The 25,398-nt window shown below is 71.0% G+C and carries 1 protein-coding gene (only partly in view); it reads right to left on the bottom strand.

The annotated features are described in order from the left end of the window. On the bottom strand, positions 1 to 25,398 hold the 5' portion of the coding sequence (locus ACWDUN_RS00300; protein WP_449926122.1) for a non-ribosomal peptide synthase/polyketide synthase. 5,544 nt of this gene lie to the left of the window's left edge; 25,398 of the gene's 30,942 nt are visible here — the first part of the coding sequence; the start codon lies at positions 25,396 to 25,398; its stop codon lies off the left edge, out of view.

Genomic DNA, 25,398 nt, shown 5'->3' with positions numbered 1-25,398 from the left:
TCGGTCCTCACGGGCGATCACGACGGCCTGCTGCACACCGGGCAGCGCCGCCAACGCCGTTTGCACATCGCCGAGTTCGATGCGGAAGCCGCGGATCTTGACCTGCTCGTCGGCGCGGCCCAGGTACTGCAACTGACCGTCGGCGCCCCAGCGCACCAGGTCGCCGGTCCGGTACATCCGCTCCCCGGGTGCGCCGAACGGGCAGGCCACGAAACGGGATGCGGTCAGCTCACCGCGGCGCACGTAGCCGGCGGCCACGCCGGTGCCCGCCAGGTACAACTCGCCGACGACGCCGATCGGGACCGGCCGCAGCCAGGAGTCCAGGACGAAGGATGCCGCCCCGGGCACCGGGGCTCCGATCGGCACCGCGCGGGTGGCGGTGTCGGTCTCGGCGCGCAGCGGCGCGCTGACCGTCGCGTAGATGGTGCCCTCGGTGGGCCCGTACGCGTTGAGCATCGTGATCCGCGGGGCCCAGCGGTTCACGAGTTCGGCCGGGCAGGCCTCACCGGCGACCACCAGGGTGGTCACGTCCAGCCCGTCCGGGGTCAACATCAATGCCGCCGAGGGGGTTTGGGTCAGCACGGTGACCTTTTCGGTGGCCAGCAGCGTGTGCAGGTCCTCCGGCGAGCGGGCCACCCATTCGGGCACGACCACCAGCCGACCGCCGCGCAGCAGCGCACCGAAGATCTCCCACACCGAGACGTCGAACGCCAGTGAGTGCCACTGGCTCCACACCCCGGCGGGAGCCAGCGCGTCACCGGCCTCGCCCAGCAGGCCGATGACGTTGCGGTGGGTGACGGCAACACCTTTGGGCACACCGGTGGTGCCCGAGGTGTAGATCAGGTAGGCGATGTCACCGGGATCCGGCGCGGGCAGCACCGTGGCCGGTTGTGCGTGCAGCGCCGGGTCGTCGAGATCGAGGACGACCGGCGCCTCGATCCGTTCGGCCAGATCGGCGGTGGTGAGCACGGCGACCGGTTGTGCATCGGCGAGCACGAAGTCGACACGCGCCGACGGCAGCGCCGGGTCGATCGGCAGATAGGCGGCCCCGGTCTTGAGCACGGCGAGGATGGCGGTGATCGCCTCGGCCGAGCGGTGCAGCAACAGCGCGACGGTCTGCCCGGCGCGGGCACCGCGCGCGGACAGCAGGTGCGCCAAGCGGTTCGACAGGTCGTCGAGTTCGGCGTAGGTCCAGGTGCGGTCGGTGCGCGGGTCGGTCAGTGCCGGCGCATCCGGGGTCCGGGCGACCTGGGCGGCGAACGCCTCGGCCAAGGACACCGGCGTGTCTGGCGCGCCGTCCAGGGCTGCGGTGTGGCCGAGGTCGTGCAGACGGGTCCGCTCACCATCGTCGAGCAGCCCGACCGTGGACACCGGCCGGTGCGGGTCGGCGGTGGCGGCGGTCAGCATCCGTTCGAGCCGGTCGATCAGGGTGGCGACGGTGTCACCGTCGAACACGTCGGTGCGGTATTCGACCTCACCGCCGATCCCGGCGGGTGCGCCGGTCGCGGTCCAGCGTTCGGCCAGTGAGAACGTCAGGTCCATCCGGGCCGACTGGGTGGTCAGCGGCACCGAGGTGACGTCGACCCCCTTGAGTCCGGGTCCGCCGGCGGCGTCGTGCACGCCGGTGAAGTTCTGCCAGGCCAGCAGCACCTGGACCAGCGGGTGATGGCTCAGGCTGCGGGCCGGGTTGAGCTTGTCGACCAGCACCTCGAACGGCACGTCCTGATTCTCGAAGGCCTCCAGGCTGCGGCTGCGCACCTGCGCCAGCAGATCGGCGAAGCTGGGATCGTCGGCCATGTCGGCGCGCAGCACCATGGTGTTGACGAAGAAGCCGACCAGGTCATCGAGCGCCGGGTCGCGGCGCCCGGCGATCGGGAAGCCCACGGCCACATCGGAACTCGCGGTGACTCGGGACATGAGGGCCAGCAGCGCCGCCTGGATGACCATGAAGGCGGTGGCGTGGTGTTCACGCGCGACCCGCCCGATCGCCTCCTGCAGTGCCACCGGCCAGTCCACGGCGACGGTGGCGCCCGCCATGTCGGCGATCAGCGGGTAAGGCCGGTCGGTGGGCAGCTCGAGACGCTCGGGCAGGCCGGCCAGCGCCTGCTCCCAGTAGCTCAGCTGCGCGGCGACCCGGCTGTGGACATCGTGCAGATCGCCGAATTGCGCACGCTGCCACAGGGTGTAGTCGACGTACTGCACACCCAACGGCTCCCAGTCCGGCGCCTGGCCTACGCAGCGGCCCGCATAGGCCAGGCTGAGATCGGCCACCAGCGGCCGCAACGACCACCCGTCGGCGGCGATGTGGTGCAGCACCGTCACCAGCACGTGGTCGTCCTGCGACACCCGGAACAGGGTGACCCGCAGTGGGATATCGGTGGTCAGGTCGAAGGTGTGCCGCGCCGCCGCGGTCACCGCCTCGTGCAGCCGGTCGGCCGACCAGTCGCCGGCATCGATGACCCGCCAACCGAAGTCGGCGCGTTCGGCCGGCACGACGACCTGCTCGGGGGTCCCGTCGGGCGCCACGAACAGGGTGCGCAGGCTCTCGTGCCGGGTGACCACGTCACCGAACGCGGCATGCAGCGCCGCGGCATCCAGCGGACCGCTGCACCGCAGCGCCGAGGCCATGTTGTACACCGCCGACGGGCCCTGCAACTGGTCGACCAGCCACAGCCGGTTCTGTGCGAACGACAGCGGGATGACCGCGGGCCGCACCGCGGGCACCAGCGGCTCGCGCTGCGCGGCGCCCTGCTCGACGCGCTGGGCCAGCTGGGCGACGGTGGGCGCCTCGAAAACGGCGCGCACCGGCAGGTCGACCTCGAGCGCGGTGCTGATCTCGGCGACCAGCCGCATGCTGGACAGTGAGTCGCCGCCGAGGTCGAAGAACGAATCATCAACGCCCACATGGTCGACGCCCAGGACGCGGGCGAAGATGCCGACCAGCACCTGCTCCGCGATGCTGTCCGCGGCGCGGTGCGGCATACCGGTGTAGTCGGGCTCGGGCAGCGCCCTGACGTCGAGCTTGCCGCTGACGGTCAGCGGCAGCGCATCCACGACGGTGACCGCCGACGGCACCATGTAGTTCGGGAGTCGCTCGGCCAGCGCGGCTCGCGCCGCGGCCGGGTCGGCCGTCCCGGTGACATAGCCCAGCAGTCGTTTGCGGCCGGCGCCGTCGGTGCGCACGATCACCGCGGCATGCTCGACGCCGGGCAGCGCCGCGAGCGCGGAGCGCACCTCGCCGAGTTCGATGCGGTAACCGCGGATCTTGACCTGATCATCGGCGCGGCCCAGGTACTCCAGCTGACCGTCGCCGCGCCAGCGGACCAGGTCACCGGTGCGGTACATGCGTTGTCCGGCAGGCCCGAACGGGCACGGCACGAACCGGCCCGCGGTCAGGCCCGGCCGCTGCCAGTACCCGACACTGACACCGGAGCCCGCGACATAGAGCTCACCGGCGGCGCCCGGACGGACGGGGCGCAGCCAGTCGTCGAGCACGAACAGCGCCGCACCCGGCGGGGGTGTACCGATCGGCGGCACACCGGTTCCCGGGCGCAGCGGCGCGCTGGCCGCCGCCCAGATGGTGATCTCGGTGGGCCCGTACAGGTTGACCATCACCCGGTTTGTGTGAGCGGTCCAGCGGTCCACCAACTCCGGCGGGCAGGCCTCGGCACCGACCATCAGCGACACCGCGTCCAGGCCGTCAGTGGGCAACAACGCTGCCGCCGAGGGGGTTTGGCACAGCACGGTGACCGCTTCGCGGACCAGCAGATCGTGGAAGTCGGTGACCGAGCGCGCGGTCGCGTCGTCCACCACGACCAGCCGGCCGCCGTGCAGCAGCGCGCCCCAGATCTCCCACACCGAGAAATCGAAGGCGTAGGAGTGGAATTGCGACCAGACCTGCGCGGCGGTCAGGTCGATGCCGATCTGCAGCCCGTCGAACAGTTGGGTCAGGTTGCGGTGCGCGACCGCGACGCCCTTGGGCCTGCCGGTGGTACCCGAGGTGAACATCACGTAGGCGATGTCGTCGGGTCGCGGCGACGGCAGCGTGCCGACGGGCTCGTCTGTATCGTCGTGCCCGATGTCGATGACCGCCAGCCGGTGGCGGTCGAAGCGCTGCACCAGGTCGGCGATGGTGACGGCCGCCACCGGTGCGGCATCGGCGATCATGAAATCGATGCGCGCCGCCGGCATGGCCGGATCCATCGGCAGGTACGCCGCACCGGATTTGAGCACCGCCAGGATCGCGATGACACCCTCGACCGAGCGGGGCACCAGCAGGGCGACGGTCCGGCCGGGCCCCGCACCCGCGGCGACGAGTCGTCCGGCCAGCCGTTCAGAGGCGCCGTCGAGTTCGGCGTAGGTCAGCGTCCGGTCACCGCAGACGACCGCCGTCGACTGCGGCGCCGTGGCGACCTGGGCGGCGAACATCTCGGTGACCGTTGCGCCGGAACGGTTTTCGGACAGCACACCGTGGTTGCCCCAGCCGGCGAGCAGGTCTCCGGCGCGCGGGTCGAGCACCGGGATGCTCGACAGCGCACGCAGCGGCTCGACGGTCATGGTGGACAGCACCGTGCTGAACCGATCGGTAAGCGCGGCGATCTCGGCGGCGTCGAAGATCTCGGTGTCGTATTCGATGCGCAGCGTCAGGTGCGGTCCGGGCTGTGCCTGCACCGTCAACGGGTAGTGGCTGGATTCGCGCGTGCTGACGTCGGTGACCGTGAGTTCGTCATCGCCGGACAGCGCTTCGGCGTTCACCGGGTAGTTCTCGTAGGCGAACATCGTGTCGAACAGCTGGTCGTGCCCGGTGACGCGGTGGATCTCGGGTAGCGCCAGATGCTGATGGTCCAGGGTGTCGTTGTACGCGCCGTGCAGTTGGGTCAGCAGGTCCGCGGTGGTGGTAGCCGCGGTGCTCCGTGCCCGCACCGGCACCGTGTTGATGAACAGCCCGATCATGGACTGCACGCCGGCGACCTCGGCGGGGCGACCGGACACGGTGGTGCCGAAGGTGACATCGTGGCGGCCGGTGAGCCAGCCCAGCGTCTGGGCATAGGCGGCCTGCAACACGGTGTTCGCCGTGGTGTGGTGTGCGCGGGCCAGGGCGGCCACCGCGTCGGCCAGACCATCGGCCAGCACCGCGGTGTGCACCCCGCGCGGGCCCGATACCGCCCGGCCAGGTGCGGCCACCAGCGTCGGCTCATCCAGATCACCGAGCAGGCGCGCCCACACCGCCCGCGCCTCGTCGAGATCCAGTGCGGCCAGCCATTCGAGGTAACTCCGGTACGCAGCGGCGGCGGGCAGCCGGTGCCCGTGGTAGCCGGCGAAGATCTCACCCAGCAGGATCGGCATCGACCAGCCGTCGAGCACGATGTGGTGGTTGGTGAGCACGAACCGGTGCCGGTCGGCGGCAAAACGGATGAGCGCGGCCCGCAACGGCGCGTTGCGATCGAGGTCGCCGACGGCGGCGCGTTCCTCGGCGCAGATGCGCTCGATGCCCGGATCTTCGGCGCCCAGATCGATGACGCGCCACGGCACATCCGGGTCGGCGGGGATGACCTGGACCGGTCCGGGCTGGGTGAAGTGCGCCACCAGATGGGGATGGCGCCGGATCACCGCACGCACGGCCGCGTGCAGCCGCTCCGGATCCAGCGGGCCGGTCAGCTCGATGCCGATCTGGCCGGCGTAGAGGTCCTGGGCGCCCTCGGCGGCGTGGAAGAGCAGCCCCTGCTGGACCGGGGTCAGCGGCAGGATGTCGGCGATCCGGTACCGCTGCGCCAGGGCATCGATCTGCTGCTGGTCCAGCCGGGCCGGTGCGATATCCGACGGGGTGAGCCCTCCCCCGCCGGCGCGGACATGCGCGCAGATACCGGCCAGCGCCTGGAACCACAACCGGTTCAGCTCGTCGACCTGTTCGCGGTCCAGCGCCGAGGGCGCCCACGTCCAATTCGCCTGCAGTATCGGGCCTTCGGGGCCATCGACGGTGACGGCACCCAGTTCCAGGGTGTGCATCAGCGGCATGCTCGCCGCCGACGCCGACGCCGTCAGCGACCAGTCGTCACCGGGGCGCCAGAGCTGGTCGGACAGCCCGGACAGACCGGTCTGACGACCCAGGTAGTTGAACCCGATCGCCGGGTCCGCGGCGGGCAGGTCCACCTCGTCGTTCAGGTGGCGCAGCAGTCCGTAGGTCAGTGCGTCGGGATGGCTGCGCAGTTGCTCCTTGATGTCCTTGAGCACCGCGCCCAGCGCGTCGGCACCGGAGGCCACCTGCGCCCACGGCAGTCGGCGGGGATCTTCCCCGTCGCATCGCTCGCCCCCGACATCCAGGGAGACCGGTGACTTGGTGGTGAACCAGCCGACGGTGCGGGACAGGTCGATATCGGCGGCCAGTTCCTCGTGGCGGCCGTGCCCCTCGACGTCGACGGCGACCATCGGCGCACCGGTGAATTCCGCGGCGGCCAAGGCGAATCCGATCAGCAGCAGATCCTGCACGCCGACGCCGAAGGCCTTGGCGGCGGTGTCGGACAGCATGGCGGTGGTCTCGGCGTCCAGCCGGGCGGTCAGCTGCCCGGCGGTGGCGAAGGTGTCGCGCTGCGGCGCCACCGCGGGGAGCGCGGGCGGTGTCGCGGCGATCCGCCGCCAGGTGTCGGCGGCGTCGACGACGTCCGGCCGGTGGGCGTGCTCGACGAGCAGTGCCGCCCACCGCTGCAGGGAGGTGCCACCGGCCGGTAGCTGCACCGGCTGCCCGGACTGCAGCTGGCCCCAGGCGATGTTGATGTCTTCCAGCAGGATTCGCCACGATGCGGCGTCCACGGCCAGGTGATGGATCATCACCACGAGCTGGCCGGTGGCCGGTGCCCAGATGGCGCGCAGCAGCGCTCCGGTGACCGGGTCGAGATCGCTGCGCACCTCGGCGAGTACCTCGTCGGTGATCGCGGCGGCGGTGCGCAGACAGTCGTGGGCATCGACGCTGCCCGGCTCCCCCGCCTGCAGGGTGGCGCCGTCGATCAGCCGCAGCCGCAGCGCGGCATGCCGGTCCAGCAGCGCCTGCAGCACCGCCAGCACATCGGATTCGATGGCGCCGGCGGGCGCCTGCACCGACATCGTCTGGTTGAACTCGGCGGTGGGACCGTCGACATCGTGTAGCCACCGCATGATCGGGGTGGCCACCACCGTGCCGACACCGTCGTCGGTCCCGGCGTCGTCGGTGACGGTGCCGACGACGCGGGCCAGCCGCGCCACGGTCTGCTCGACGAAGATGTCGCGGGTGCGGCAGTTCAATCCGGCGGCGCGGGCGCGGCTGACCACCTGCATCGAGGAGATGCTGTCGCCGCCGAGGTCGAAGAACGATTCGTCGGTGCCGACCCGGTCGACGCCCAGCACCTCGGCGTAGATGCCGGCCAGGATCTCCTCGACCGCACCGCTCGGCGCGCAGTATTCGCCGGTGCCGTACTCGGGTGCCGGCAGGGCCCGCACGTCGAGTTTTCCGTTGGGGGTCAACGGGAGTTCGGCCATCGCGATGATGGCCGCCGGGATCATGTAGCCGGGCAGCGTGTCGCCGAGTGCGCCGCGCAGGGTCGCCGGCTCGGCGGTTCCGGTGATGTAGCCGACCAGACGCTTGTCGCCGGGGCGGTCCTCCCGGGCGATGACGACGGCCTGCTCCACCCCGGCCGCCGCGGCCAGCGCCGCGCGCACATCGCCGAGTTCGATGCGGTAGCCGCGGATCTTGACCTGCTCGTCGGCGCGGCCCAGGTAGTCCAGCTGCCCGTCGGCCCGCCAGCGCACCAGGTCACCGGTGCGGTACATCCGCTGTCCGGCAGGGCCGAACGGGGATGCCACGAATCGGGCGGCGGACAGGCCGCCGCGGTTGACGTACCCGGCGGCCACCCCGCTGCCGGCGATGTACAGCTCGCCGATCACGCCCTCGGGCACCGGACGCAGCGCGGCGTCGAGCACGAAAAGGGCGGCACCGCCGGCCGGTGCGCCGATCGGGACCGCGGGATCGGCGGTCAGCGGCGCGCTGACCGAGGCGTAGATGGTGCCCTCGGTGGGGCCGTAGGCGTTGATGATCGGCCCCGGCCACCGGTCCACCAGCTCGGCCGGGCAGGCCTCACCGGCCACGATCAACGTCACCCCGTCCAGTCCGGCGGTGGGCAGTGCGCCTGCCGCCGAGGGGGTTTGGCTCACAACGCTGACCTGCTCGGCGAGCAGCAGGTCGTGCAGCTCCTCGGGTGCGCGCGCCACCGACTCGGGCACCACGACCAGCCGCCCGCCGTTCAGCAGTGCGCCGAAGATCTCCCACACCGACACGTCGAACGCCAGCGAGTGCCATTGCGACCACACCCCGGTGCGCGGCAGACCGTTGGCTTCCGAACGCAGCAGCGTGACGACGTTGCGGTGGGTGACCGCAACACCTTTGGGCACACCGGTGGTGCCGGAGGTGTAGATCAGGTAGGCCAGGTCGTCGGCGGCCGGGCCCGCGGGCGCGGTGTGGGGCTGGTCGGCGACGGTGGTGTCGTGCACGTCGAGCACGGTGCCGCCGTACCCGTGCAGGTTCGCGGTGAGCTCGGCGGTGGTGACGACGGCGACGGGCGCGGCATCATCCAGCACGACCGCGACGCGGGCCGGTGGGAGCGCCGGGTCGAGCGGCAGATAGGCGGCACCGGATTTCAGCACCGCCAGGATGGCCACGATCGCCTCGGCCGAACGCGGCAGCAGCAGCGCCACGGTGGCACCGGGACCCGCACCCCGGGCGGCCAGCAGATGCGCCATCCGGTTGGCCGCGGCATCGAGTTCGGCGTAGGTCAACGACCGGCCGGCACAGGTCAGCGCGGGCGCATCCGGGGTGTCGGCGACCGCGGCGGCGAACAGTCCGGGGATCGACGCGGCCGCGGCGGGGGCGGCCAGCATGTCGCCGTGCCCCAGCGCGTCCAGCCGGTCCCGCTCGGCGTCGTCGAGCAGGTCCAGAGCCGAAAGTGGTTGTGCCGGTGCGGCGGTGGCAGCGTGGAGCACCCGGCGCAGCCGCTCGACGAGGCTGACGATGGTGGTGGCGTCGAAGATGTCGGTGCGGTATTCGACGGAACCGCCGATACCGGCGCGCTCACCCTCGGCGGTCCAGAGTTCGCCGAGCGAGAAGGTCAGATCCATCCGCGCGGTCTTGGTGTCGACCGGCAACGGCTCGATCTGCAGCCCGCCCAGCGACAGCCCGGAGGTGTTGTCGCGTTGGCCGGGCAGGTTCTGCCAGGCCAGCATGACCTGCACCAGCGGGTGGTGGCTCAGGCTGCGGGTCGGGTTGAGGCGTTCGACCAGGACGTCGAAGGACACGTCCTGGTTCTCGTAGGCCTCCAGGCTGCGCTGCTGCACCTGGGCCAGCAGATCGGCGAAGGTGGGGTCACCGCCCGGGATGTCATCGATGTCGACGCGCAGCACCAGCGTGTTGACGAAGAAGCCGACCAATTCGTCGAGCGCGGCGTCGCGCCGGCCCGCGACCGGCACGCCGACGGCCACGTCGGTGGTCGCCCCGACCTTGGCGAGCAGCACGGCCAGCGCCGCCTGCACGACCATGAACCCGGTCGCGTTGTGGTCACGCGCCAATTGCGTGATCCGACGCTGCAATTCGGCCGGCCACCGCACCGGGATGACCGCGCCGCGCTGCTCGGCGACCAGCGGGTAGGGCCGGTCGGTCGGTAGCGGCAGCCGCTCGGGCAGCCCGGCCAGGGTGCGCTGCCAGTACGCCAGCTGCCCGGCGATGGGACTGTCGGCGACGTCGAGTTCGCCGAACTGCCGGTGCTGCCACAGCGTGTAGTCCACGTACTGCACGGGCAGCGGCGCCCAGTCCGGCGCCTGCCCGGCGCACCGGCAGGCATAGGCCACGCTGAGATCGCGGGCCAGCGGGGTCATCGACCATCCGTCGGCGGCGATGTGGTGCACCGCGGCGACCAGGATGTGCTCATCGCGGGTCCGGCGGATCAGGTGCACACGCAGCGGGATTTCCGCGGACAGGTCGAAGGCGTACCGGGTCGCGGCGTGGGCGGCCTCGTCCACCTGTTCGTCGGTCCAGCCGTCGGCATCGGTGAACTGCCATCCGCATGAGGCGTTCTCGGCGGGCAGCACCACCTGCTGCGGGATACCGTCCGGAGCGATGAGCAGGGTGCGCAGGCTCTCGTGCCGGGCGACGACGTCGTCGAGCGCCGCGCGCAGCGCCTCGATGTCCAGGTCGCCGCGCAGCCGCAGCGTGGTGGCCATGTTGTAGACCGCCGACGGACCCTGCAGTTGCTCCAGGAACCACAACCGGTTCTGTGCGAAGGACAGCGGGATGACCTCGGGTCGCTCACCGGCCACCAGCGGTTCCAGCGGGCTGGTGCCGTCGGCGACCCGCGGTGCCAGTTCGGCGATGGTGGGCGCCTCGAAGATGGTGCGCACCGCGAGGTTGGTGTGCAGGCTGGTGTTGACCGCCGCGATCAGGCGCATCGCGGTGATGCTGTCCCCGCCCAGGTCGAAGAACGAATCGTCGACGCCGACAGCGGATTCCAGCCCCAGCACGGCGGTGTAGACACCGGCCAGGATCTCCTCGACCGCGCCCGTCGGCGCCCGGTACACCCCGGCGACGTAGTCGGGTGCGGGCAGCGCGCGGGTGTCGAGTTTGCCGTTGGAGGTCAACGGGAGGGCGTCGAGCACCACGATCGCGGACGGCACCATGTAGGCGGGCAACCGGGAACTCAGCGCGGCGCGCACCTGGCCGGGCTGGGCCGACCCGGTGAGGTACCCGACCAGGCGCACGTCGCCGGGACGGTCCTCGCGGGCGATCACGGCGGCCTGCTCGACCCCGGGCGCCGCGGCCAGCGCGGTCTGCACGTCACCGAGTTCGATGCGGTAACCGCGGATCTTGACCTGCTCGTCGGCGCGGCCCAGGTAGTCCAGCTGCCCGTCGGCCCGCCAGCGCACCAGATCACCGGTACGGTACATCCGTTGTCCCGCGGACCCGAACGGGCAGGCCACGAAGCGTGATCCGGTCAGCCCGGACCGGCCTAGGTACCCGGTGCCGACGCCCGGTCCGGCGACGTACAACTCGCCGATGACGCCGGCGGGCACCGGCCGCAGCCAGGGGTCGAGCACGAACAGGGCGGCGGGCGGCACCGGCGCGCCGATGGGGATGGTGCCCGGTGCCGCCGACAGCGGGGCGCTGACGGTGACGCACATGGTCGTCTCGGTGGGTCCGTAGGCGTTCAACATGACCCGGCCGTCGGCGGCCCAGCGCGCCACGACCTCCGGTGCGCACGCCTCGCCGACCGCCACCAGCACCGCGGACTCCAGACCGTCGGACGGCAGAACCGCTGCGGCCGAAGGGGTCTGGGTCAGCACGGTGACGCCGCCGGCGACCAGCACACTGTGCAGTTCGGTGACATCGGCGGTGGCTGTCGGCGGGACCACGACGACCCGGCCGCCGCGCAGCAACGCCCCGAAGATCTCCCACACCGACACGTCGAAGGCCAGGGTGTGGGCATGGCTCCACACACCGCCGGCGGGCAGTCCGGCGTCCAGCGTTGCCAGCAGCTGCGTCACGTTGGCATGGGTCAGTCCGACGCCCTTGGGCACCCCGGTGGTGCCGGAGGTGTAGATGACATAGGCCAGGTCATCCGGCGAGGGTGCGGGCAACGCGGTGGTGTCACCGGTGTCGGGCACGTCGTGGATGTCGATGACGGGACGGTCGGCCGCCAGGTGCGCGGTGTCACCGCCTGCGACCGCGGCGACCGATTGGGCATCGTTGATGACGAAGTCGATGCGCTCGGCCGGCCAGCCGATATCGATCGGCAGATAGGCGGCGCCGGTCTTCAGGATCGCCAGGATCGCGATCACGGCGTCGGCCGAGCGCGGCAGCAACAGCGCGACCGTGGCGCCCGGAGCCGCGCCGTGGCGCGTCAGCAGATGCGCCAGCCGGGTCGATGCCTCGTCGAGGGCGGCGTAGGTCAGTGACCGCTCACCGCTGATGGCCACCGCATCCGGGATGCGCGCGACATGCTCGGCGAACAGTTCGGGCATCGAGATCGGTTGCGGCGCAGCGGTGAGCGCGCCGGCGTTGCCCAGGGCGTGCAACCGGGTGCGTTCGTCGGGGTCCAGCAGGTCCAGCGAGGCCAGCGAGCGTGCCGGGTCGACCGTCATCGCGGTCAGCATCCGCTGCAGTCGGTCGACCAGGTGCGCCACCGTCGCCGCGTCGAACACGTCGGTGCGGAACTCGACGATGCCGCCGATCCCGGCCGGCGCGCCGGTCGCGGTCCAGCGTTCGGCCAGGGAGAACGCCAGATCCATGCGCGCGGAATGGGTGTCGACCGGCAGCGGGGTGATCTCGAGCTCGCCGAGGACCAGTCCGGCGGCGGTGTCATCGTGTTGCCAGGGCAGGTTCTGCCAGCCCAGCATCACCTGCACCAACGGATGGTGGGTCAGGCTGCGCGCCGGGTTGAGCCGCTCGACGAGCACCTCGAACGGGACGTCCTGGTGTTCGAAGGCGGCCAGGCTCGCGCTGCGCACCTGCTCGATGAGGTCGGCGACGGTCGGAGCACCGCTCAGTTCGACGCGCAGCACCAGGGTGTTGACGAAGAAGCCGATGAGGTCATCCAGTGCGGTGTCGGACCGCCCGGCGATCGGGAAGCCCACGGCCACATCGGAGCTGGAGCTGATCGCCGACAGCAGGGCCAGTAGCGCGGATTGCACCACCATGAAGCTGGTGGCGTTGTGTTCGGCGGCGACGCGGGCGATCTGCTGCTGCAGATCGGCGGGCCAGTCCACCTCGATGGTGGCACCGCGGTGATCGGCCGCGCGCGGGTAGGGCCGGTCGGTCGGCAGGTCGAGGTGCTCCGGCAGCCCGGCCAGGGCGTTCTCCCAGTAGGCCAGCTGCCGGGCGATCGGACTGTCCGCGTCGTCGATATCACCGAGTTGGGCGCGCTGCCACAGGGTGTAGTCCACGTACTGCACCGGCAGCGGCGCCCGATCAGGTTGCCGTTCCGCGCTTCTCGCGGCATAGGCCGCGCCGAGGTCGGTGACCAGCGGTCGCAGCGACCAGCCGTCGGCGGCGATGTGGTGCACGACGGCCACCAGCAGATGCTCGTCGTCGGCGACCCGCAACAGTGTTGCGCGCAGCGGGATCTCGGCCGACAGGTCGAAGGCGTGTTGCGCGGCGGTGCCGATACCGGCTTCCAGCTGATCGGGGGTCCAGCCGGTGGCGTCGACGGTGTCCCAATCCACGACGATCTCCCGGGCGGGCAGCACCACCTGCTGCGGGACGCCGTCGGTGGCGGTGAACACGGTGCGCAGGCTCTCGTGCCGGGTGACCACATCGGCCATGGCGGCCCGCAGCGCGGCGGTGTCGAGGGTGCCGCGCAGCCGCAACGCCACCGCGATGTTGTACACCGGCGACGGTCCCTGCAGTTGGTCGACGATCCACAACCGGTTCTGCGCGAAGGACAGCGGAATCTGTGCGGGCCGCTCGACGGGCACCAGAGGTCGGCGCGCCACGGCGCCGCGGTCGACGCGCTGGGCGAGTTGCGCGACGGTCGGCGCCTCGAAGACGGTGCGCACCGGCAGGTCGGCCTCCAGCGCGGTGTTCACCGCGGTGATCAGGCGCATCGTCGACAGCGAGTCGCCGCCCAGGTCGAAGAACGAGTCGTCCACACCCACCCGCTCCAGAGCGAGGATGTCGGCGAAGATCTCGGCCAGGGTCTGCTCGACGGCGTCGGCGGGCGCCCGGTAGTGGGTGCTGTCCCGGTAGTCCGGGGCGGGTAGCGCGCGGGTGTCCAGTTTCCCGTTGACCGTGACCGGAATCTCGGGCACCGCGAGCACGGTGGACGGGACCATGTAGCCGGGCAACGTGTCGGCCAGCGCGGCGCGCGCGGCCGCCGGGTCGGCGGTTCCGGTGATATAGCCGACGAGGCGTTTGTCCCCGGGGGCGTCCTCGCGGGCGATGACCACCGCCTGCTCCACCCCGTCGAGGGCGGCCAGCGCCGAGCGCACCTCGCCGAGTTCGATGCGGTAGCCGCGGACCTTGACCTGTTCGTCGGCGCGGCCGAAGTAGTCCAGCTGACCGTCCGGGCGCCAGGACACCAGATCGCCGGTGCGGTACATCCGGGTTCCCGGTTCGCCGAACGGGCAGGCCATGAAACGCGTTGCGGTCAAGGCGGTTCGGCGCAGGTAGCCGAGACCCACGCCGCGGCCGGCCAGGTACAGCTCGCCGACCACCCCGGGTGGTACCGGTCGCAACCATTCGTCGAGCACGAAGAAGGCGGCACCAGCGGTGGGCGATCCGATGGGCGGTGCCCCCGAACCCTGCGCCAGCGGCACGCTCTTGCAGGCCCACATCGTCGTCTCGGTGGGTCCGTAGACGTTGACCATGACCCGCCCCGGCGCCCACCGGTCCACGAGTTCCGGTGGGCACGCCTCGGCACCGATCACCAGGTCGACGTCCAGGCCGTCGGTGGACAGCACCGCCGCCGCTGACGGTGTCTGGGTCAGCACGGTCACCCGTTCGGCGATCAGCAGATCGTGGAAGTCCTGTGCCGAGCGGGCGATATCGTCGCCCACCACGACCAGGCGGCCGCCATGCAGCAGCGCTGCCCAGATCTCCCACACCGAGAAATCGAAGGCATAGGAGTGGAATTGGGTCCACACCTGATGCGGCGCCAGGTCGATGCCGATGTCCAGGTCGTCGAACAATTGCACGACGTTGCCGTGGTTGACCGCGACACCCTTGGGCACACCGGTGGTGCCGGAGGTGTAGATGATGTGCGCGATATCGTCGGTGCCCGGGCCGGCCGGTGCGGTGGCCGGCTGTGCGGCGATATCGGCGGGGCCGGCGTAGGTGATCACCGGAACTGCGCGGACGCGGTCGGCCAGTGCCGGGGTGGTCAGCACCGCGACCGGTTCGGCGTCGGCGAGCATGAATTCGATGCGGGCATCGGGGATCGCGGGATCCATCGGCAGATACGCCGCACCGGATTTCAGCACCGCCAGGATTGCGACGATCGCGTCGGCAGACTTGCCGAACAGCAGAGCCACCGACCGGCCCGGGCCGGCGCCGTGCGCGATGAGCAGGTGCGCCAATCGGTTGGCGGCCTCGTCCAGTTGGGCGTAGGTCAGGGCGGTCTGTCCGCAGACCACCGCCACCGCGTCGGGTGTGCGGGCGACCTGGGCGCCGAAGCGTTGCGGCACCGTGGCCGCGGTGTACGGCTGGTGCAGCACGGTCCGGTTGCCCCAGTGGTCCAGCCTGGCGCGCTCGACATCGTCGAGCAGATCCATCGAGGACAGTCGACGCTGCGGATCGTCGGTCAGCGCGAACAGCATTCGCTCCAACCGCGCGACCAGCGCCTGCACCCCGGCCGCGTCGAAGATGTCGGTGCGGTACTCGACGGTGACATCGAGTCCGTCGGGGTCGCCGTCGCCTGTCCACCGCTCCCCCAGCGAGAACGCCAGATCCATCCGGGCGGTCTCGGTGTCGACCGCGATCGGGCTGACCTGCAGATCGCCCAGGGCCAGGCCGGCGGCGTCCCCGGGTTGCCAGGCGAAGTTCTGCCAGCCCAGCAGCACCTGCACCAGCGGGTGTCGGGTCAGGCTGCGGGTCGGGTTGAGCCGCTCGACGAGCACCTCGAACGGCACGTCCTGATGTTCGTAGGCGGCCAGGCTGCGGCCGCGCACCTGGCCGAGCAGCTCGGCGAAAGTCGGGTCCGCGCCGGGGAATTCGTCGAGCTGGACGCGCAGCACCAGGGTGTTGACGAAGAAGCCGACCAGATCATCCAGTGCGCTGTCGCGCCGTCCGGCAATCGGGAAGCCGACCGCGACATCCGTCGACGCACTGATCTCGGCGAGCAGCGCGGCGAATGCCGCCTGGATCACCATGAAGGTGGTGGCGTTGTACTCGCGGGCCACCCGCCGGACCTGCTGCTGCAGGTCGGTCGGCCACTGCACCACGACCCGGGCGCCGTGGTGGTCGGCGACCGGCGGATACGGGCGGTCGGTCGGGATCTGCAGCTGCTCGGGCATCCCCGCCAGCGCGGTCTCCCAGTAGGCCAGCTGCGCGGCGATCGGGCTGTCCGCGTCGTCGAGCTCACCGAGTTGGGTGCGCTGCCACAGGGTGTAGTCGACGTATTGCACGGGCAGCGGCGCCCAGCCCGGCGCCTGCCCCACACACCGGCCGGCATAGGCCAGGCCGAGATCGCGGACCAGCGGGGTCACCGACCAGCCGTCGGCGGCGATGTGGTGCACCACGGCCACCAGGATGTGTTCGCGTTCGGCCACCCGGAACAGGTTGGCGTGGAACGGGATATCGGCGGACAGGTCGAAGGTGTGCCGCGCCGCGGCGCCGACCTGCTCGTCGATGCGCTCTCCCGGCCACCCGGCGGCATCGACACTCTCCCAGCCGATATCGGCGTCCTCGGCGGGCATGACGACCTGTTGTGCGGTGCCTTCGGGTGCGATGAACCGGGTGCGCAGCGATTCGTGCCGGGCGATGACGTCGTTGATCGCCAGCCGCAGCGCGTCGGCGTCCAGGTGTCCGCGCAGCCGCAGCGCGACGGCCAGGTTGTAGATCGGCGACGGGCCCTGCAGCTGATCGAAGAACCACAACCGGTTCTGCGCAAAGGACAGTGGGATGACCTCGGGACGCTCGCCGGCGACCAACGGCGCCAGCCTGGCGGCGTCGCCGCCGACCCGCGGGGCCAGCTCGGCGACGGTCGGCGCCTCGAAGATGGTGCGCACGGACAGATCCGCGTCCAGGCTGGTGTTGATGGCGCCGATCAGCCGCATCGCCGACAGCGAGTCCCCGCCGAGGTCGAAGAAGGAGTCGTCGACGCCGACCCGCTGCAGCCCCAGCACGTGGGCGTAGATGTCGGTCAGGATCTCCTCGACCACACCGGAGGGTGCGCGGTAACCGTCGGCCTCACCGAATTCCGGTGCGGGCAGCGCGCGCCGGTCGAGTTTGCCCGAGGACGTCAGCGGCATCTCGTCGAGCACCACGATGTGCGGGGGCACCATGTAGTCGGGCAGCCAGGTGCTCAACCGCTGCCGGACCGCACTGACCTTGGTGGCGCTGTGCGGTTCGTTGGCGTGGGCGGCGTGCGGTGCGGGCAGGTACAGATCGGTCAGTGCCTGCCGGTCGGCGGCGCGCAGGAACACCGCGTCCACCGTTCCCGGTTCGCGGCCCCAGGTGACGGCCACCTGATGACCGAGTTCCTCGCCGAGGACGTAGAGCTCGTGCGGTGTGAGCGAGGATGTTTCTATGTCGGCCGGCAGCCCGGTCGTCAGGGACTGTTCGAGCCGCACATCGGTGATCACGCCGGCGCGCGGGATGCCGGCGACGCGAAGGGCGTCCGTGGCGGTGAGCCCGGCGCGCAGGCCGGCCAGATCGGCGACGTCCGCCCATGGCCGGACGGGGACCTCGGCCACCGAGCGGACCGCGGCGGGGCCCTTGTGGATGACGACGTCATACCGGTAGCGGCTGAGTTCGTTGTCCGACGCTTCGCGCTTGACCTGGATGTCGACCCCGGCGGCCGCCTCGTGACGGTCGACCAGAGAGGTGAAGAACTCCGGTGCCAGCAGCAGTTCGGGTTCACCGAGCACGGCGTGCTGGACGCGTTGGCGGATGACGGCGGGGTCGAGATGTGCGCCGGCGTGGCGCGCCATGGCGATACCGGTCTGGAAGGCGTGCTGCAGGTTGTGGTTTCGGACGTCGCCGATGAACAGCGTCCCGCCGGGGGCCAGCAGGTCCAGCGCGTTGTCGATGACCTCCGCCAGATACGCCGCGTTGGGGAAGTACTGCACCACCGAGTTGATGACGATGGTGTCGAAATGCGCGTGCGGCAATCCCTCGGTGACGTGCGCGGCCCGGGCCATCAGCTGCACCCGGTCCCGCCATCCGATGTCGTTGTGCTGCAACGCCTGGGCGATGGACTCGACGACGACCCCGGAGATGTCGGTGGCGACGTACTGTTCGCAGCTGCCGGCGACCTGGGACAGCAGCAGACCCGAACCGACGCCGATCTCCAGTACCCGGCGCGGCCGCAACCCCAGGATCCGTTCGACGGTGCCGGCCCGCCACTGGCGCATCTGGTCCAGCGGGATCGCGTCGCCGGTGTAGCTGCTGTTCCAGCCGCGGAAGTCGTCACCGAACCCGGGCGCCTCGATATCGGCGCCGTACAGCTCGTCGTAGATGCTCTGCCACTCCCCGACGATCTCGCTGTCGTGGCCGTCGTCGCGGCCGGCGTCGGTGGCGTGCTCGAAGGTGATGTAGGCGACCAGCTGCGAACCGGCGGTGCCGTGGTGCACGGTGGCGGCGGCCTGGCTGACCTGTGGGCAGGCCAGCAGCGCGCTCTCGATCTCGCCCAGTTCGATGCGCTGTCCGCGCAGTTTGATCTGGGTGTCCACCCGGCCCAGATAGTCCAGGGTGCCGTCGGGGTTCCACCGGGCGAGATCACCGGTGCGGTACATCCGTTCGCCGGGGCCGCCGTGCGGATCGGCGACGAAGCGGTCCGCGGTCAGCCGGGCCCGGCCGATATAGCCATGCGCCAGCGCCGGTCCGGCCAGATACAGTTCGCCGACCACGCCGGTCGATACCGGTCGCAGCCCGGCGTCGAGCACCAGCGTGCGGGTACCGGCGATCGGGGATCCGATGTTGACCGGACGCTCGGGTGCCAGCGGGGTGCCGGCCGCCCAGATGGTCGACTCGCTCGGGCCGTACGCGTTGAACATCCGCCGCCCGGGCACCCAGGCCGCCACCAGCTCGTCCGGGCAGGCCTCACCGCCGGTGACCAGGGTGTCCAGGCAGTCCAGGCGCGACCGGTCCAGCGATGCCGCGACCGTCGGGGTGAGCAGGGTGGCGCTGACCCGATGGCGTTGCATCAACGCGGTCAGTGTGTCGCCGGCGTAGACGTCCTTGGGCGCGACGACCAGCGCCGCACCCGATCCGGTGGCCATCAGGATCTCGAACAGCGACGCATCGAAGGTCGGCGCGGCGACCATCAAGACCCGTGATTGCGGGGCGAGCCCGTACATGGTGCGTTGTGCGGCAGCGGCTCCCAGCAGGCCGGCGTGACCGACCGCGACACCCTTGGGCTCACCGGTGGAGCCGGAGGTGAAGATGACGTAGGCGGTGTCGTCGATGCCCAACGCGGCCGTGCGATCTGCATCGGTGAGCGCGTCACCGGCCGCACCGGACAGGTCAACGGCGTCGATGCGCAGCACCGGTCGTGTCCCCGCGCCGGCGACGGTGTCGGCGCCGATGGTCAGCACGGCCACCGCATGCACCGAATCCAGCACGGTGGCAATGCGTTCCACCGGGTGGGTGCGGTCCACCGGCACATAGGTGCCACCGGCCTTGAGCACGGCCCACCAGGCGGCCACCAGCTCGGCGCTGCGTTCCACGGCCACGCCGACGGCACGCTCGGGACCGATGCCGGCGTCGATGAGTTTGCGCGCCAGGCGATTCGACCAGGTGTCGAGTTCGCCGTAGGTCAGCACGCGGTCACCGTCGATGATCGCGGGCGCGTCGGGGTCGGCGGTCACGGCGGCGGTCAGCAGATCCTGCGCCAGTCCGACGGGCGCCTGGAGTCCGGCACCGGACCACTGCGACAGCCGGCGTTGTTCGTCGGCGCCGAGGATGTCGATGGACAGCAGCCGCTGGGTGGGGTCGGCCGTCATCGCCTGCAGCAGCCTGCCCAGCCGGGCGATCAGCGCGTCGATGGCGCCCGCGGTGAACACGTCGGTGTCGTATTCGACGTGCAGGTTGAGCTGGTCACCCGGTAGGGCCTCGACCGTCAGCGGGTAGTGGTTGAACTCGCGGTTGCTGAACTCGGCGATCGCCAGATCGTCGATGCCCAGCGCCGCACCGGTGTCCACCGGGTAGTTCTCGTAGACGAACAGCGTGTCGAACAGCTGCTCGTGGCCGGCGGCGCGGTGGATGTCGGCCAGCGCGAGGTGCTGGTGGGCCAGCGTGTCGTTGTGCGCGGTGTGCAACTGTTCCAGCAGTTCGGCCGCGGTGGTGGTCGCGGTGATGTTCGCCCGCACCGGCACGGTGTTGATGAGCAGGCCGATCATCGATTCGGCGTCGGCCATCTCGATCTGACCCAACCGGGACCGGGCCGTGCCGAAGGCGACATCGGTGTGGCCGGTCATCGAGGTCAGCAGCACCGCCCAGGCGCCCTGCAGCGCCGTGCTGACGGTGGTGCGGCACGCACGGGCGAGTTCGCCGAGCGCGGTGGTGGTCTGCGCCGGTATCTCGAAGGCGGCGAAACCGCGTCCGCCCTGGCCCAGTCGGTCCTGGCGCCGGTTCGGTGCGGCCACCAGCGTCGGGGTGTCGAAACCGGCGAGCGCGCCGCGCCAGGCGTCACGCGCGGCGTCCAGATCGCGGTCGGCCAGCCAGGTGAGGAAAGTCCGGTACGACGCGGCCGCGGGTAGCCGGGTGCCGGCGTAACTGGCGAAGATCTCGCGCAGCAGGATCGGCATCGACCAGCCGTCCAGCAGGATGTGGTGATTCGACAGCACGAACCGGTGCCGATTGGTGCCGACCCGGATCAGCATGGCGCGGAACGCCGCCTGATTCGCCAGATCGCCGACGGCCACCCGTTCGTCGGCGCACAGCCGGGCGATCGCGTCCTCGTCGAGTTCACCGCTGAGATCCAGGTATTTCCACGAGATTTCGGGGTCCTGCAGCAGGATCTGCACCGGTTCCTCGTAGTCGGAGATGAACTGGGCCGCCAGGTGCGGGTGGCGGGCCACCACGGCCTGTACAGCCCGGTGCAGTCGCTCCGGGTCCAGCGTGCCGGTCAGGGTGAAGTCCAGTTGCACCGAGTACATGTCGGCGGACATGTCGGCGTGCGCGCCGCCGGTGTGGAACAGCAGACCCTTTTGCAGCGGAGTCAGCGGCAGGATGTCGGCGATGCGGTGCTTGTCGACCAGTTCGTCGATCTGCGACTGGGTCAATCGCGCTGGTGCGATGTCGGACGGGGTCAGCCCGCCGCCGCCGGCGCGCACGTGCGCGCAGATGCCGGCCAGCGCCTCGAACCACAACCGGCTCAGCCGGTCGGCCTGGGCGTCGTCGAGCACCGAGGTGGCCCATGTCCAATCCGCCTGCAGGCGAGGGCCTTCCGCGGTGTCCACGGTGCCCGCGTTGAGTTCGACGGTGTGCGGCAGCGGCATCGGCATGGCCGACGCGGTCGCGGTCAGCGACAGTCCGTCCGGACCGACCCGCCAGGTGTTCTCGTCACCGTGCGTGGCGGTGGCGGCGAGCCGGCCGAGGTAATTGAACCCGATCGTCGGGTCGGCGCCGTCGAGTTCGACCTCGTCGTTGAGGTAGCGCAGCAGGCCGTAGGTCAGCGGGTGCGGCAGCGCCCGCAGCTGCTCCTTGGCACGCTTGATCACCGCGCCCAGCGCGGCGTCACCGGCCGAGACCTGCGACCAGGACGGCACGTCGACCACCAGGCCGACGGGATACTTCGTGGTGAACCACCCGACGGTGCGGGACAGGTCGACATCGGCCAGTTCCTCGTGCCGCCCGTGGCCCTCCACATCGATGGCGATGCTCGGATCTCCGAGGAATTCGGCTGCGGCGAGGGCGAACCCGATCAGCAGGATGTCCTGCACACCGGCATGGAAGGCCGCGGGCGCGGCACCGAGCAGGGTTCGGGTGTTCTCGGCGTCCAGGGTCGCCGAGAGCCGGCCGGCGGTGGCGAAGGTGTCGACGGCCGACGGCGCGGGTAGCGCGGCGGGGCGGGTGACGCGACGCCAGGTGTCGGCGTGGGAGACGACGTCGGGGTGATGGGCGTGCTCGGCGAGAAGCTGCGCCCAGCGCTGGAACGAGGTGCCGGTGGACCCGAGCTCCACCGGCTTCCCGGCGCGCCGCTGGGCGGAGGCGATGCCGAGGTCTTCCAACAGGATTCGCCAGGACACGCCGTCGACGGCGAGGTGGTGGATGATCAGCGCGAGCCGACCGCGGGCCGGCACCCACAGCGCGCAGAGCATGTTGCCGGTCGCCGGGTCCAGACCGTCCCGCGCGGACAGCACGGCGGCGTCGGTCAGTTCGTCGACGACGTGCAGCCGGTCGACGGCCCGGACGCTGCCCGCCTCGGGGATGTGCAGTGACCCGTCCTCGCCGACCCGCAGGCGCAGCGCCGGGTGCTGGTCGAGCACGGCCTGCAGCACCGCCTCGACATCGGCTTGGTCCGCCCCGGCGGGCGTGTGCAGCACCATGGTCTGGTTGAACTGGGCCGCCCATCCGTCGGAGCCGCCGAGACCGCTGAGCCAGCGCATGATCGGCGTGGCGGTGACCGGGCCGATGCCCTGATCGACGGGGGCGTCGGGATCGGCGCCCACGCCGATGACGCGGGCCAGCCGGGCCACCGTCTCCTCGACGAAGATGTCGCGGGGCCGACACGTCAGGCCGGCGGCCCGGGCGCGGGAGGCCACCTGCATGGACATGATGCTGTCGCCGCCGAGTTCGAAGAAGGAGTCGTCGACGGATATCGCGGCCGGGTCCAGTCCCAGCACCTCGGCGTAGATGCCGGCGAGCAGCTTCTCGGTCGATGTCTCGGCGGCTCGGTGCCCGCCGCCGGTGTATTCGGGCGCGGGCAGCGCCTTGGTGTCGAGCTTGCCGCTGGAGGTCAGCGGCAGCTCCGGCAGCACCAGCACGGCCGCCGGTACCATGTAGCCGGGTAGCCGGGCGGCGAGCGCGGCACGGGCCTGTGCCGGGTCCACCGTGCCGGTGACATATCCGACCAGGCGCACATCGGCGGGCCGGTCCTCGCGGGCGATGACGACGGCGTGCTCGACGCCGGCGATATCGGCCAGAGCCGCTCGCACCTCGCCGATCTCGATGCGGTAGCCGCGGATCTTGACCTGCTCGTCGGCGCGGCCGACGTAACGCAGTTGACCGTCGGAGCCCCAGTACACCAGGTCGCCGGTTCGGTACATGCGCTGCCCGTCCGCGGCGAACGGGCATGCCACGAAACGCGATCCGGTCAACCCGGCCCGGCCCAGGTATCCGACGCCGACCCCGGCTCCGGCGACGTAGAGTTCGCCGATCACCCCGGCCGAGACGGGTTGCATCCAGCCGTCGAGCACGAACAGTGCCGAGCCCGGCACCGGCGCCCCGATCGGGGCCGCCCCGTCACCGGCGTGCAGCGGCGCACTGACCGAGACGTAGATCGTGGTCTCGGTGGGTCCGTAGGCGTTGATCATCACCCGGCCCGGTGCCCACTGATCCACCACCCCGGCCGAACAGGCCTCACCGCCCATCACCAACGCCGTCGACTCCAGGCCCTCGGGGTTCAACATGGCGACGGCGGAGGGGGTTTCGGTCAGGACGTTGACGCGCTGGGCCACCAGGTAGTCACCGAACTCCTCGGGTGCGCCGACGATCGACTCGGGGATCACCACCAGTCGGCCGCCGCGCAGCAGCGCGGCGAAGATCTCCCACACCGAGAAGTCGAACGAGTAGGAATGCCAGTGCGACCAGGCCTGCTCATGCGCGGCGGGCAGCCCGCCGTCGAGCGAGGCGATCAGCTGCGTGAGGTTGTGGTGGGTGATCGCCACCCCCTTGGGAGTTCCGGTGGTGCCGGAGGTGTAGATCAGATAGGCGATGTCGGCCGGGGACACCGCCGCGGGCACCGGATCGGTGCCGGCGCCGACCGGTTCGGTGATGTCGATGACGCGGCCGGCGAAATCGCCCAGCCGGTCGGCGAACACGGCGTTGGTGACGGCGGCCGACGGGGCGGCGTCGCCGAGCATGAACGCGATGCGCGCCGCGGGCAGCGACGGGTCGATCGGCAGGTAGGCCGCACCCGTCTTGAGGATGGCCAGGATGGCGACCACCGCGTCGACCGTGCGCGGCAGCAGCATCGCGATCACCTGCCCCGGGCCGGCACCGTCGCCGATCAGGTGCTGCGCCAGCCGGTTCGACGCCTCGTCGAGCGCTGCATAGCTCAGCGAGGTGTCGGGCCCGCTGAGGGAGACCGCGTCGGGGGTGGCGCGCGCCTGGGCGCCGAACATCGCCGGGATGGAGGTCGGCTCGCCGGTCGCGGCGGTCAGCGCCGACCAATTGCCGAGTGCGGCAAGGTCGGCGCGTGCCGAACCGGCCAGCGGGTCCACCGTGGACAGGGCGCGGGCCGGGTTGGCGGTCATCGCGGCCAGCACCCGCTGCAGCCGGCCGGCGACCTCGGTGACCGGCGCGGTCGCGAATGCCGGGTCGGTGCCGAAGGTGCTGAGCAGCAGGTCGTCGCCGGCGCCGGTGAACATCAGCCCGGAGCCGCGACCCAGACCGGACATCAGGACGGCCGATGCGGTGGCCCCGCCGAACGGGACGGTGAAGGCCGAGGGAAGGAAGTCGATGACGGGGCGGTCGGCCACCTCGCCCGGCGCGCGCATATCGGCCTCGCGTTCCAGTGCCTCGACCGGAAAGCGCTGGTGTTGCAGGGCTTCTCGGATGCGCTCGTCGACGTGGGTGCAGAAGTCGGCGACCGACATCTGCGGTGACATCTGCAGCACCAGCGGAACCACGCCGGCCACCATGCCCGGCAGGGTCTTGGATTCCGGCTCGACGCGGCGGCTGACCGGGAAGTCGAAGACGAGTTCGTCCCCGTCGGCGTAGAGACCGCGCAGCAGCAATGCGCACGCGGCGGTGATGAGCGAGGACCGTGGGATGTTTCGGGCCTGACTCAGCTTCTCGACCCGGGCCAGGATGGCGGGATCCAGCGGTATCCGCTCCAGCGCGAGGTCCGGCTCGCCGGGCGCGATACCGGCCGGCGGACGTTCACGACCGGAACCGCTGGGCAGATGCTCACGCCAGTACGCCTCGTCGGCGGCGTAGGCCGCGGAATCCTCGTAGGCGCGTTCCCATTCCAGCAGGTCGCTCAGGGAACCGAAGACGCTCGGTGAGATCGGGGCGCCGGACACGGCCGCGGAGTAGATCGCCGCGATCCGCTGGCACACCAGCACCATGCCGAGACCGTCGACGACGATGTGGTGCGCGCAGACGAACAGATAGTTCTTCGTCGGTCCGGCCCGGAAGAGCGCGAACGTGAACAGCCGGTCGTCCAGCGGCATCGGCGTGCGCTGGATCTCCAGCGCCATCCGCAGGGCTTCACCGGCCGGGTCGGCCGATTTCCTCAGATCGATGACGGTGAGCTCGGCGGGCGCATCGTCGATCAGCCGCTGATACACCTGACCGTCGGCTTCGAAGAAGCTGACGCGCAGCGGTTCGGATTCCTCGACGGCGCGACGCACCGACCATTTGAGGGCACGTCGGTCCAGGGTTCCGTCGATCTCGACGAACAGCCCGAGTTGCCATTCGGTGTCGGAGTGACCCGTTTCCTGCGCCAGCCAGATGTCCAGCTGTGCGCGGCTGACCGGTGACGCTGCTTGTCCGGCTTCCAT

This window comes from Mycobacterium sp. NPDC003323, from assembly GCF_053589535.1.
This window is presented reverse-complemented; position numbering and strand designations above follow the sequence as displayed.